The sequence below is a fragment of the Pseudoalteromonas sp. DSM 26666 genome (assembly GCF_900116475.1).
Taxonomy (GTDB): domain Bacteria; phylum Pseudomonadota; class Gammaproteobacteria; order Enterobacterales; family Alteromonadaceae; genus Pseudoalteromonas; species Pseudoalteromonas tetraodonis.
Genome location: NZ_FPAR01000006.1, coordinates 78613 through 91046 on the forward strand (window position 1 = coordinate 78613; position 12434 = coordinate 91046).

At 40.5% G+C, this 12434-nt stretch carries 12 protein-coding genes; 3 read left to right on the top strand and 9 right to left on the bottom strand.

Annotated elements, in window-relative coordinates; all coding sequences use genetic code 11:
* Window positions 1-52 precede the first annotated feature (52 nt).
* Together BM380_RS12265 and BM380_RS12270 are read right to left on the bottom strand one after the other, a co-directional pair.
* Window positions 53-619 (bottom strand): Crp/Fnr family transcriptional regulator, encoded by a 567-nt coding sequence (locus BM380_RS12265; RefSeq protein ID WP_090494584.1) that lies wholly within the window; start codon window positions 617-619, stop codon window positions 53-55.
* Window positions 620-625: 6 nt separating this feature from the next.
* The gene (locus tag BM380_RS12270) at window positions 626-1660 is read right to left on the bottom strand and encodes an NAD(P)H-dependent flavin oxidoreductase (protein ID WP_090494587.1); all 1035 of its coding nucleotides are present in this window, start codon (window positions 1658-1660) and stop codon (window positions 626-628) included.
* A gap of 200 nt (window positions 1661-1860) precedes the next feature.
* Here BM380_RS12270 and BM380_RS12275 point away from each other — a divergent pair, with 200 nt between their 5' ends.
* Entirely contained in the window at window positions 1861-3237 is a 1377-nt protein-coding gene (locus BM380_RS12275; protein ID WP_090494589.1) for an NAD-dependent succinate-semialdehyde dehydrogenase, read from the top strand.
* 71 nt (window positions 3238-3308) lie between these two features.
* On the opposite strand, the gene BM380_RS12280 is transcribed toward BM380_RS12275, so the two are convergent.
* From BM380_RS12280 to BM380_RS12295, 4 genes are all read right to left on the bottom strand, one after another.
* Window positions 3309-3845, bottom strand: coding sequence for a DUF924 family protein (locus BM380_RS12280; RefSeq protein WP_016900149.1), 537 nt, complete (start codon window positions 3843-3845; stop codon window positions 3309-3311).
* Between the two features lie 132 nt (window positions 3846-3977).
* Window positions 3978-5057 carry an endonuclease/exonuclease/phosphatase family protein gene (locus BM380_RS12285; protein ID WP_090494591.1) on the bottom strand — a complete coding sequence of 360 codons (1080 nt, stop codon included), beginning with the start codon at window positions 5055-5057 and terminating at the stop codon, window positions 3978-3980.
* 9 nt (window positions 5058-5066) lie between these two features.
* Window positions 5067-5438, bottom strand: a complete 372-nt coding sequence (locus BM380_RS12290; protein WP_090494593.1) for a hypothetical protein — start codon at window positions 5436-5438, stop codon at window positions 5067-5069.
* Window positions 5439-5511: 73 nt separating this feature from the next.
* Window positions 5512-5760 carry a TIGR03643 family protein gene (locus BM380_RS12295; RefSeq protein ID WP_013464176.1) on the bottom strand — a complete coding sequence of 83 codons (249 nt, stop codon included), beginning with the start codon at window positions 5758-5760 and terminating at the stop codon, window positions 5512-5514.
* Between the two features lie 143 nt (window positions 5761-5903).
* Between BM380_RS12295 and BM380_RS12300 the strand changes: the two genes are divergently transcribed.
* Window positions 5904-6560: a YoaK family protein gene (locus BM380_RS12300; RefSeq protein ID WP_090494595.1), complete on the top strand. Its 657-nt coding sequence runs from the start codon at window positions 5904-5906 to the stop codon at window positions 6558-6560.
* A gap of 56 nt (window positions 6561-6616) precedes the next feature.
* Entirely contained in the window at window positions 6617-8686 is a 2070-nt protein-coding gene (locus BM380_RS12305) for a TonB-dependent receptor (RefSeq protein WP_090494597.1), read from the top strand.
* A gap of 58 nt (window positions 8687-8744) precedes the next feature.
* Here the strand turns inward: BM380_RS12305 and BM380_RS12310 are convergent, their stop codons facing one another.
* The 3 genes from BM380_RS12310 to BM380_RS12320 form a co-directional block, all read right to left on the bottom strand.
* Entirely contained in the window at window positions 8745-9884 is a 1140-nt protein-coding gene (locus BM380_RS12310) for a Na/Pi symporter (protein ID WP_090494601.1), read from the bottom strand.
* A gap of 395 nt (window positions 9885-10279) precedes the next feature.
* Window positions 10280-11542, bottom strand: coding sequence for a tyrosine--tRNA ligase (tyrS, locus tag BM380_RS12315; protein ID WP_090494603.1), 1263 nt, complete (start codon window positions 11540-11542; stop codon window positions 10280-10282).
* 84 nt (window positions 11543-11626) lie between these two features.
* The gene (locus BM380_RS12320; RefSeq protein WP_090494606.1) at window positions 11627-12433 is read right to left on the bottom strand and encodes a helix-turn-helix domain-containing protein; all 807 of its coding nucleotides are present in this window, start codon (window positions 12431-12433) and stop codon (window positions 11627-11629) included.
* Window position 12434: the final 1 nt, after the last annotated feature.

A 12434-nucleotide genomic window follows, 5' to 3' on the forward strand; every position in this document is an offset into this window, starting at 1 on the left:
GGCACTTAAGGCATAAAAATGAGGAGTGTATAGTGCTTTATATAAACAGCACTTAACTTAAGTTAAGTCGCTTACGAATTCGTGATAACGAAATGGCCGAAATACCTATATACATAGCCACTTGGCTTAAACTTAACTGCGCCAACCAATGCGGTTTATGTTTAAGCAAGTAACAGTAGCGCTGCTCGGGGCTGTTGAGTAATAAAAATGCTTCTTTGGCTTCTTTAAATATTAGTTGCTGCGCAATTAGCTGCTGCTTAATGAGTTGGTACTGTGCTTGCTCAAATAGTGTTAGCGGTACTTTAATTACACTTGCCTCATTAATTACTTTTAATTGGTAAAAAGCGGGGCTTGAGGTCATCCAATTGGCAAACAGCAATGCAAACTCATTTTTAAAATAAAACTCTTTGCATTTTTGCCCGCCATCAATATCATCATGAATAGCACCTAAAACCCCCTCCACAATTAAATAGCCATAACGCTGTACATCGCCTTGGGGCAATAACACGGTATTGCGCGCGACAAGCTGTTGAGGGTAAATACCTGCCAATTGTGTTTTAAGCTTATTTATAAGCACTTCGTAACTATCGCCAAGCGATAAAAGTGGGTTATCAGGCATTAAACATTACCATTTTTCCATTAAAATATGCGTAATATCCGCAGCTGATACCCCCACCCGAGGCACATACTTTTGACCACACCATAAAGGCGAAAAATCACTTTGGCCTGCTTTTTCAGCGCATGTTCTTAATGCAGTTATTGCGCTACTAGCGTGAGGAAACGAAGGCACGCCATCAGGCATAGTACCTAACTCGAGCATGACGCGATTTTGAATCCCCCGCGCAGCCCGACCTGAAAACAAAGTAGTTAGTGCGGTGCTATCTTGAGCCTGCTCTAAAATAGCTTGCTGATGTAAAGCAGATGTTTTTGCCTCTTTACATAATAAATAAGCGCTACCAACTTGAACTCCACTAGCACCCAGCGCTTTCATATGCTTTACATCATCTGGCGTTGCAATACCTCCTGCAGCAATAATCGGTAATGATAAATGCTCAACACAACGCTTAACTAACTGCTCAGTGGTTTGTTGCAAGCTTAAATCCATTGATAAAAAATGCCCTCGATGCCCTCCAGCTTCTAAACCCTGAGCAATAACAGCATCAGCGCCATTTTCACTGAGCCAAATAGCTTCATCTAAAGTGGTCGTCGTTGAAATTACTTTAGTGCCCCAGCTTTTTATTTGCGCCACAATAGCGTGCTTAGGTAAACCAAAATGAAAACTCACAACCGCCGGTTTATAGGGTGCAATAATATCAACAACGGCTTGGTTTATAGGCTGACGGGATGCCCCTGCGGTTAAACTTTGCGGGTCAATTTCATACTCTGCAAAATAAGGGGTCAGCATATTATGCCATTGCTGCTTTTGTTGGCTGGTGTAATCAGTAACCGAGTGACAAAAAAAGTTTAGATTAAATGGTTTATCTGTTTTTTGAGTAAGTAAGTCGAGCTGTTCAACTAACTGTGCTGGCGATAACATAGCGCAAGGCAACGACCCTAGCCCGCCAGCTTCACAAACACTTGCAGCCAATTCAACGTTTTGTACGCCCGCCATAGGCGCTTGAATAAGAGGTAAATCGATATTAAACAATGACTGTATCATCTAACTACTCCCTGTAACTTTTTCAACAACTTGCAGTATTTACAGAACCATAGCAAAAACAACGAACAAACAAAATCTAGATTTTTGTATAAAGTAATATAAAAACCATTATTAACAAAAAGTTATGAATTTTTATAAACTATTGCCCAACTGGCTTTGGTTTTGCACCTACCCTATTACATAATTTGTTAGGAGGTAAAATGAGTAACACAGTAGATACGATCAATCCAGCAACCGAGCAAGTCATCAATAGCTATACGCTGCTTTCTCAAGCTCAAGCAGAACAAGTGATCGAAAAGTCTCATGAAACATACTTAACATGGCGATTAACCTCGTTTACTGAGCGAGCTAAATACCTGAATAAGCTAGCCTCTTTATTTGAAGAGCAAAAAGAAGCGCTTGCTAAACTGATGACCGAAGAAATGGGTAAAGTGTACGAACAAGGCTTTCAAGAAGTGCAGCTTTGTGCTGACATTTGCCGTTATACCGCAGAACATGGCGCCGATATGCTGAGCGACGAAGAACGCGATATGCAAGGCGGTCGTGCAATTATAAGTTATCGCCCCACAGGCGTGTTGCTAGGTATTCAGCCATGGAACTTCCCACTTTATCAAGTTATTAGATACAGTGCCGCAAATATTATGGCGGGTAATACCACGGTATTAAAACACGCGGGCAATGTGTTTGGTATGGCTGAAAAAATAGATACCTTATTTAAACTAGCTGGGTTCCCTGAGCATTGCTTTAGTAACTTACTAATTGACGGAAAAACAGCCAGCGCACTTATCTCTCATAAACACATTAGTGGCGTTACCTTCACAGGAAGTGATGGCACAGGCAAAAAAGTAGCTGAGCAGGCCGGTAAGCACGTTAAAAAAACGGTATTGGAGCTTGGCAGTAACGATGCTTATGTTGTACTTGATGATGCCGACCTCGCACTAGCAGTTAAAACCTGTTTGCAGGGCCGCATTATTAACAATGGGCAAACCTGTGTGGCTGCCAAGCGCTTTGTGGTAGTTGACTCATTATACAATGACTTTAAAGAAGCGCTGAGCCAGCAATTTAAAGCAATTAAAATGGGCGACCCTATGGATAAAGATACGGAACTGGGTCCTATGGCACGCGAAGATTTACGCGACAAAATTCATCAGCAAGTGCAAGACTCGGTAAATGCAGGCGCAAAAGTAATTGTAGGCGGCGAAATTCCGCAGCAAACAGGCTATTACTACCCGCCTACCGTGTTAGAAAATTTATCACCAGGGATGCCTGCATATGATGACGAATTATTTGGCCCTGTCGCATCTTTGATTAAAGCCAAAGATAATGACGACGCTATGCGTATTGCCAACGACTCCCGTTATGGACTAGGCGGCGGTATCTTTTCAAAAGATGAGAAAAAAGCCATTGAGCTGGCTAAAAAGCATTTTGATACCGGTATGATCAACATAAATGGTTACGGACTGGCACAACCGAACCTACCATTTGGCGGTGTTAAAGACAGTGGCTATGGCAGAGAACATGGCGGCTTTGGTATTCGCGAGTTTGTGAATGTTAAAAGCATCATGATTAATAGCTAATATCAGGTACTTGGTTAATAAAACTAAACACCGCGCTTGTAATAAGCGCGGTGTTTTTTTGCCTGATGAATCTAAAAACCTGAATTGGGCTGTTTTAAAAACTCGCGTTCTTCTTCTGTAGACTCCCGCCCCAGTATTTTATTACGATGCGGGTAACGATTAAATTTATCGATAATCGCTTTATGTTGATACTCAAAGTCTAAGTTATTTTGAATACCTAACGCCTTAAATAGCCGGACTGCTTCCTTATGAATTAACTGCGATTCGCTGTGCATAAAAGGCATATACAAAAATACTCGCTGCTCATCCGTCAACTTCTTATCAAACCCTTTTGTAATGGCCGATTGTGCTAACGCTAAAGCCATTGAATCACAGGCGAATGATGCTGGCTTGTCACGATAAATATTGCGCGAGAACTGATCAAGCACGATAATTTCAGCTAGGCTGCCTAATGCACTCTCACGCCATTGAAATAACTCACTCGCACTCGCTTGCTGGTGTAATTGGCCAAAACGAGCCTGAATCATCAAATCAAACGCCTCGTCTTTTTGCCACCACTGCTTAGGCTCAAGCTCTGTAAACCAAAAGTCGATAATTTTATTAAACATAATGAATCTCTTTGTTAATTAACACTCAACTAAATAGCTCGCTATATAAAATCCCGCAAATTTAAAAGCACGACCCTAATGTATTAATTTTGCCTTTCGCCTAAAGCCTTTAACCTAACACCTGTACTTCATCTAGCCTTTTTCAAACCTAGGCACTTTACGTTTATCGGCTTTGCTCATAGCAAGCTCTTGTATGTCTTGCTGTTTAAGCTCGCTGGGCTTTGTTTCGAGTGATTGCTGATTCGCATCTTCATAAACAAGTTCGGTAAGCAGAGCAAAGTGATCGGAGCCATATTTAGCAAGACGTTTGATACGCTTTACAGTAAAACCTGTAGAGTGGAATAAGTGATCGAGCGGCCAGCGCATAAAAAAGTAACCAGCATGAAAAGTGTTATAAAAGCCCCGTCCTTTACGTGGGTCTAAAAAGCCACTGATTTGCATAAATAAACGGGTGCTGCGTGACCAAGCTACATCATTTAAATCGCCGGCGACTATCGTCGGGCGGCTTGGATTTTTAAGCGCTTTAGCCACCATTATTAGTTCGCTATCGCGCGGACGCGATGAATCTTCTTCGGTTGGGCTCGGTGGGGCAGGATGAATAAAGTGGCCTTGCATTTTTAGCCCTTGATGATTTTCAAACAAAATATGAATAGAGGGAATATTATCTTCTATAAGTTCACAAATTTGTGCATCGAGTATGTTAAATTTACTAAAGACATGCATGCCGTAGCGGTTATTTTTAGGGCACTGTACTTGATATGGGTATTTTTTTTTAAGCACAGATAACTTATCTTGCCACCAGCTATCGCTTTCTAGAGTGATGAGTAAGTCGGGCTGATATTTATCGACTAAGTTGATTAACTGCTCACTATGTCGATTCGACATCAGTACATTAGCGGATAAGATTCTGATGCTATGATCACTACTTTTTGACGCTGTTAATACTTCTTTTTTAGCAAACCAAGTGTAGGGATAAATCCACTTAGCTTGAAGCGCACAAATAATTAAAGCAACAGCCGCTATTAATGAGTATGCAATAAAGTCGATTTGCCACATACCTATTAGTGCAACGATAATTACAGCGCTTGCTAGGTAGCACACCTGCAAGCGCACAAAGTCGCAACTACGTATCAAGTAATGCTGACTGTATGACAGGGGTAATAAGGTTATTAATAACAACAAGCCAGTAACTATGACCAATACAGTGAGCATTTATAAATCCTAATAGCGCTGTAAAATAGAGAGTATTTCACGAGTGTCGTGCACTAGATGAATAATAGTGCGATCAACTTCAACTCGCACTGTGTCTCTTTCTCGGTCTATTACTCTAGCACGCTTATAAATATCACGCTCGAGGATATCGCCTTGATGATAACGGGTGTGCCATCCTGGTGGAGTCCACCCTTGGCGAATTAAATGCCTTGCTTGTTTTTTAGAGATTCGTTTTTTGTCATGGTATTGGTTATATTTATGCTTTTTCCAGTGGTGTTTATTAGCATGCTTATTTTCATGTTTGTCTTTGTGTGGCACTGCAAATACGTTTGTTGCCGTTAGCGTAAAAACCATTAATAAAATACTGATTAGTGTTTTCATGGCTGTTCTCCAGTGTGATCATTACTGAAGAGTATTAACGGCTAAGCCTGAACATTACATGAAATGAGAAAAATTAACGCTGCTTGTACTGTGTTTTACAATGACTGCGCATAATCGCGGGGTCGCGTAACTTTAGGTGTTTAGTTTTACGCCCAGCATGGCGCTTACGCCATACTTTAAATGAGCCGCTAGATATGTGGTCACGCATGAAATTAACTAACTGAGAGTAATTTAGCCCATACAGATTTTCAATGGCTTCAAACGGTGTTCTATCTTCCCATGCCATTTCTATAATGCGTGATTGCTGTTCTTGGTTAAACATATTAATTCCAAATTCGGTTAATACGCAAAAGTTAAATTTAGCGATCATCACTTGCTTGTGATGTTAAAAATATAATCTCTTTTCATTTATTAACTTTAATTAAGTGTATGATTAATCTACACACTGAAACCGGAGCTAAAAGGATGTTTACAAAACTACCTAAGTGGGTCGAATATGGTGCATTTACCCTCGCTTTTATTGCCGGTATGGTAAACGCAGTAGGTTTATTAGGGTTTGAACAGCAAGCAATTTCTCACGTTTCAGGGTCGGTGACTTCATTAGCTATTGAACTTACTACCAACATCAAGTCGGCGTTATTTTTAGTTGCGATTGTACTGAGTTTTATATTTGGCTCGGCATTAACAGGCTTAATGCTTTCAGGCGGTTCACTTAAGCTAGGACGCCATTACGATACGCTCTTATTTATTGAGGGTATTTTACTGCTGGTAAGCGCACAGCTACTTCAACATTCGTATCCTTACGCACTTACACTTGCCTCTGCTGCCTGCGGCTTACAAAATGCTTTGGCCACTAACTACAGCGGCGCTGTAGTGCGTACCACTCATTTAACCGGTATATTTACCGACCTAGGGTTAATGTTTGGAAAAGCCCTAAAAAGACAAACATTCGATACTAGAAAGTGCATTGTTTTTGTATTAATTATTGCCGGTTTTTTAACCGGCGGAGTGGTAGGCGTATTGCTATTTAAACATTACTCAGTGCTGACTTTAGTTGTGCCCGGCATTTTTTGTATTGTTTTATCGATTACTTATCGGGTTTATAGGTTGAGTGTGCTTTAACCAATTCACAAAATCCCCTACCCTAAACTTATCAAATTGCCGATGTGCTGGAATTTATGAAATATTACTATTTACCCCCTTTATTGTTATGCAGTCAGTTAAGTTTAATTAATAGTGCGTGTGCTGAAGATACCGCGCAATCAATTGAACGTATCACCACCACAGCATCACGTAGTGAAGCGCTTTCCACCCCATTACCTTTGGTGATCAGTGTATTAAACGAATCACAGCTTGAGCTTATTGCCCCTACCCATGTAGAAGAAGCACTGCAACGCGTTGCAGGTGCCAATGTACAACGTGGTAATGGTCAAGAGTATTTACCCGCCCTGCGCTCGCAGGTGCTTTCTGGTACGGGGGCTTGTGGAGGGATTTTAACTGCTGAAGATGGTATTGCACTTCGTGCAGCTGGTTTTTGTAATATTAATGAGCTGTTTGAAGCACATAGTGAGATGGCACAGCGTATTGAAGTATTAAAAGGCCCAGGCTCTGCACTGTATGGCTCAAATGCAGTGCATGGCGTAATTAACGTTATTACCCCTGATACTACGCAAGGTGGTGGTTTACTGGGTGTTGATTATGGCTCTTACGGTTATGCTCGCTATAAATTGCGTGCAGGCCATGCTATGGATAATTCAGGGTTCGGTATTAATGCCAGCTTTACCGATGACGGCGGTTACCGAGATGATGAGAGCGTAAAGCAACAAAAAATAAATGTGCGCCATCGCTATAATAATAACAACCTAAGCTTAGTTTCTGGGCTTACGTATACTAATTTAGATCAACAAACTGCTGGTTATATTAGCGGTTTTCAAAGCTATAAAGATGAAGATATTGCACAGCAAAATTTTGATCCTGACGCCTTTAGAAAAGCCCGCTCGCTTAGAGCTTGGAGTAAAGCAAGCTGGCAATTAGGTGAGAACACGCTTGTTGTTACTCCTTATATTCGTGACCAAAGCATGGACTTTTTTAAACACTTTTTACCCGGTACTCCGCTCGAAAAAAACAGTCAAACGGGGTTTGGCCTACAATCGCTTTATCAACATTATGTGAACGACAATACGAACTTAAAGCTTGGCTTTGATGGTGAGTTTACCCAAGCCGATTTTTTACAAACCCAAGATAACCCCACCCAAGGCTCTGCGTTTTTAGTGGCCACTGTGCCGCAAGGTAAACATTACGATTACCAAGTCGATGCCACCTTATATGCTCCATTTGCCGCTATTGATTGGCAGCTTAATGACTGGCTTATTAGCGCAGGACTGCGTTATGAGCACATGCAATATGACTATCAAAATAATATGCTTGCAGGGCGTACAAAAGAGGATGGCAGCGAATGTGGTTTTGGTGGCTGTCGTTATAGTCGCCCCGAAAGCACTAAAAATAGCTTTAATAATCTTTCGCCAAAACTAGGTGTGAGCTATCAGCTTAATATTAACAATACACTATACGCTAACTTTTCAAGAGGCTATCGAGCCCCCCAAGCGGCTGAGCTCTATCAATTACAACGCGAGCAAAGTACTGCCGACTTAGACGCAGAAATAGCTAATAATGCTGAGATGGGTATTAAAGGGGTGTACAACAATACTCGCTATGGCTTATCGATGTATGCGATGAGCAAGCACAATACCATCTACCGCGACAGTGACTTTTTTACTGTTAATGACGGCCAAACTCGGCATCGCGGTATTGAGCTTGAATTAGCGCATAGCTTTAATCAGCACTTATCTGTTAATTTTGCAGGCACCTATGCCAAGCATACGTACTCGAATGAGCAAGTTATTGGCAGCATTAATATTAAAGGTAACGATATTGATACCGCACCTCGAAAGGTTGCTAATATCGATTTTAACTGGCAAGCCAACGAGAGTATTAGCCTTGCGCTGCAATGGCACTATGTTAGCCGCTACTTTTCCGACCCTGAAAACTTACATGAATATCAAGGCCACGATATTTTAAGCTTGCGCGGCCAGTGGCAAATTAGTCCACAGCTATTACTGAGTGCCCGAATTATAAACTTAACTAACACAGCCTACGCTGAGCGCGCCGATTACACCAGCTTTACTGGGGATCGTTACTTCCCAGGTAAACCACGTAATGCCATGTTGTCTGTAAGTTACCAGTGGTAAAACAAAAAATGCGCTATATAAATTATATAGCGCATTCCTTTTATACGTTTATTTCTACTTATCGAACGGCCAGTACAATTAAACCAGGCACCACAAAGAACGATCCTAGTATATAGCCTAATGCTGCTGATTTATTATTTGTACCAATTTCGGCTAGCTTTTCAGCAAGTTTTAGCGGTATTTCACGCAGCACAGGAACGCCATAAATAAATGCAACTGCAAATACATTAAACATAACGTGTACCAATGCAATTGTTAGCGCAACCTCAGCCATAGGCCCTGTAATTGATGTGGCCGCTAATAAAGCAGTAATGGTTGTACCAATGTTAGCTCCCAGTGTGAATGGGTAAATTTGACGCGTAGTAAACACACCACTTCCAGCAAGTGGGATCATCAAACTGGTTGTCGTTGATGATGACTGAACCATAATTGTTACTGCCGCACCTGATGTGATACCCGCGATAGGCCCGCGCCCAATGGCTCCATGCAGTATATCTTTTGCAGTGCCAACCAGCGCTTTTTTAAGTAATTTACCTAATGTAGTTACGGCAAATAAAATCAAACAAATACCTGCAATAACCATCGCTGCACCTAGCATTTTTGTATCTAAAAAACTAAATGCATCTTTTATTACGCCCACAGCTGGTTTTACGAGTGGTTTAATAAAGTTGTAGCTCTTTAATGATAAGTCGGCATCACCAATAAATAAGTGCGATAAAGCAGCAGACATTTTTTGCAGCAAACCAAACATTATTTCTAGCGGTAAAAATATAATAACGGCAAATAAATTAAAGAAATCATGGACCGTTGATGCTGCAAATGCACGTTGGAACTCTTCTTTAGAGCGAATATGGCCAATAGACACTAAGGTGTTAGTAATAGTGGTACCAATATTTGCGCCCATCACCATTGGAATCGCAATACTTAACGGTAAGCCGCCAGCAACAAGGCCCACTATTACTGAGGTAACCGTTGATGACGATTGCACTAAAGCCGTTGCCAAAGCACCTAATAATAATGCAATAAACGGGTTGGTTGCGAATGCAAAAATTTCTTTCGCTCCCTCAGTACCGCCCGACGCTAATTTAAAACCACCACTGACAGTACCAACGGCTACTAGGACTAAATAAACTAAAAAGGCGATAGCAGCCCAGTTAAGCGTTTTTATTAATAGCGTATTGCGCTTTGATTCACTCATGTTTAAATCTCAGTTTTTGTCTTACCAAATGTGGCATTTTGATGACGTTTTTGTTTCAGAACGCATTAGAACACCTGAATATTACAGAAATATTTCAATTCGATTAACGTGTTTGAGTGAGTAAAGAGATTAATACAAAGAAACAACTCGTGCGTACACCGCTATTAAAAACAGATAGAAAAGTTACTTTATTATCAGAAACTTAAAAAAATCGATTTTAACTTGGCATTTCACAGTGATTTACAAATGCCTACAAAACAAATTAATAACGGCAATTAAATTATTAATTACCGTTATTATAATGAGATAAAATTATGAAGACATTTAAAATATTTCAGCCGTTTGAATTATAAGTAACGCCTAAAACCACATAAAAATCACCATTAGAGGGAAATTCAATTGAGTTTAATTAACCTAAATTGCTTTTTACCTCGTTGTATTAACCAAAAACGTTGATGCAACACCAAGTTTAGCTGGCCTTGATCAGCCGAGATTGTTTCACCATTAATTTTTACCGCGTTTGCAGCTATCAGCTCTCTTGCAGCACGCTTAGAGCTTGCTAAACCGCTTAGAACCAATAGCGCGGAGGTGGTTATATTAATTTCAGTAAGCGTTATTACTGGTAAGCCGTCTTGTTCTAATTGTGCTAAGTCATTTAAATTTAAGGTTTGTACCTGTCCATTAAATAACAACTCAGTGATACGCTGCGCACTTGCTAAACCTTCTTCAGCATGAACAAAACGAGTTAATTGCTCAGCTAAAATACGCTGTGCTTGAGGCTTTTGGCCGCTTATCTTATCGTTTGCTTCTATGGCCTCAATTTCTTTAACTGATAAAAAAGTATAAAAATGCAAAAAATTATATACATCAGCATCATCACAATTTAACCAAAACTGATAAAAGCGATACGGTGAGGTTTTTTTAGGGTCGAGCCAAATAGCACCGCCCTCGGTTTTTCCAAATTTTGTACCGTCTGACTTGGTAATAAGTGGCAACGTTAAACCAAACACTGTTTGCTGGTTTAAACGGCGGGTTAAATCAATTCCACTGACAATATTACCCCACTGATCGTTACCGCCTATCTGCAAAGTACAATTTAGCTCACTATTGAGCTTAGCAAAGTCATACGACTGCAATAAAGAGTAACTAAATTCAGTAAACGACAACCCTTGCTCTGGACGTTGCAATCGTTGCTTTACTGACTCGCGGTTGATCATGGTATTAATTGAAAAGTGTTTACCTACATCACGAAAAAAATCCAATACATCAATACGACTAAACCAGTCAGCGTTATTTTTTATTTGCAGTGGCTGGTTTAAATGCGGACCAAGTACATTTTCAACTTGGTTTGCAAGCGCAGTCACCCATTGTGACACCGTTTGTTTGGTATTTAGGCTGCGCTCAGTGGCTTTAAAACTCGGGTCACCAATCAGCCCTGTTGCTCCCCCAATTAATGCCACACCTTGATGCCCCGCATCCATAAAACGCTTTAGCATTATTAGTGGTACTAAGTGCCCTATATGTAAGCTACCTGCGGTGGGATCAAAGCCACAGTAAACCACCTGTGGGGTTTTAAGCTTCTGGGTTAATTGCTCAATATTACTCACTTGAGAGACTAAACCACGCTGCGTAATGTCATTAAGTAAATGTGCTGTCATCGTATTTCTCAAAATTATCTATAAGAAAAATACTAATTAAACTCAGCGATGGACACTATATCCCTAAAGGGACATAAACGCGTTTTATTCTGTGTGCATTAAATGGTTTAAAAACAGTCGAAAAAATTCACTCAGTGAAGCAACCTTTAACTGCGAATATATACGTTTGCGATGGTTTTTAACTGTACCTAGGGTGATCCCAAGCTGAGCAGCAATATCTACGGAGTCGCAACCTTGTACAATTAAACAAGCCACTTGATGCTCTCGCTGAGTGAGTTGTTGATTAGCAAATGATGTGAGTGCATTTTCTATAAGCTGTCCAGTCGCTGTACTATTAAATTGATTTAATAGTAATTTCTGGCTGCCCCAATGTTGGCTACACAGTGCTTTAATTAAATTAAAATGTGTTATTAATTGCTGCTTTTGCAATGCACTAAAACGTTGGCCTTTGGATAATAAACCAAGGTAGATAACAATCGAGCGACCGTTACCTATATTAGTACAAATGCTTAGCTCATCAGTCCAACCAGTGTGAGTATAGAACTGCTGTTGATATACTTTAAAGGTCAGTTCATCTTGATAACTAGCTATATCAGCGAGCCTAAATACTCCTTCCTCAGCTTTATTAACCAGTTCAGTATAAAAAGGATCGTTTACGAACGAGTTAGTAAGGTAGCGCTGAAATAAAAGTTCACGCTGTTTTTCAATAGAATCAAATAAATAAATTGGGTGCTTATTTACTCTACAAGCCAGTACAACCGCACAGTCAAACTCAACAATAAGGGTAATATAATTAATCAGCTTTTGCGCAAAGCTGGCCCCCTCAATGGCCTGTACGCATTGCGCTAACGCATCCTGCTGAGTTAATTGCAGCTGCGAGTCCGACTGCATT